The following is a 542-nucleotide window of genomic DNA, read 5'->3' on the forward strand; positions in this document are numbered from 1 at the left end:
ATTCCGTCCGATTGGGTATACGAAAGTTTGCAGCAGGCACTCTCCAATCACGAACAGAACCGCATGAAATGGGGCGCACAGCTTCGCAAAACGCGCCGCACTTACGGTGTCGAACAGGAGTGGTTCGCGCTTCAACTCGGCATGACAACAAAGCAGCTTCGCGCTTTGGAAACCGGCAAGACCGAGTTACCTTATGAGAAGCGTTTTGAAATCATGTCTGCAATCGAGCGATTCAATCCCGAGAACGAACCGTTGTCCATCATGTTTGACTATATGCGAATCCGTTTCAAGACAACGGACGCACGATATGTGCTTGAAAAAATTCTGCGGCTCAACATGAAATATGTAATCTCCGAGGACGGTGGCGTGTACGGCTATTCATACCGCTTCATGCATGGCAACATTCTCGTTCTGTCCTCACCCGATGAAGAAAAGGGCGTGCTGCTGGAACTGCGCGGGCGTGGCTGCCGTGAGTTTGAGTGCTACCTGCGCGGACAGAAACGGTCGTGGTATGAGTTTATGCGCGACTGTGCCGCCGAGGG

At 52.2% G+C, this 542-nt stretch carries 1 pseudogene; it reads left to right on the plus strand.

Features of this window, described 5'->3' with window-relative positions:
• Positions 1 to 542 (plus strand): annotated as a pseudogene (locus tag PGS25_RS15615) (hypothetical protein); the annotation flags it as partial.

The sequence above is a fragment of the Butyricicoccus sp. AM78-15b2TA genome, from assembly GCF_027665985.1.
In the GTDB taxonomy this organism is placed as follows: Bacteria; Bacillota; Clostridia; order Oscillospirales; family Butyricicoccaceae; genus Agathobaculum; species Agathobaculum butyriciproducens.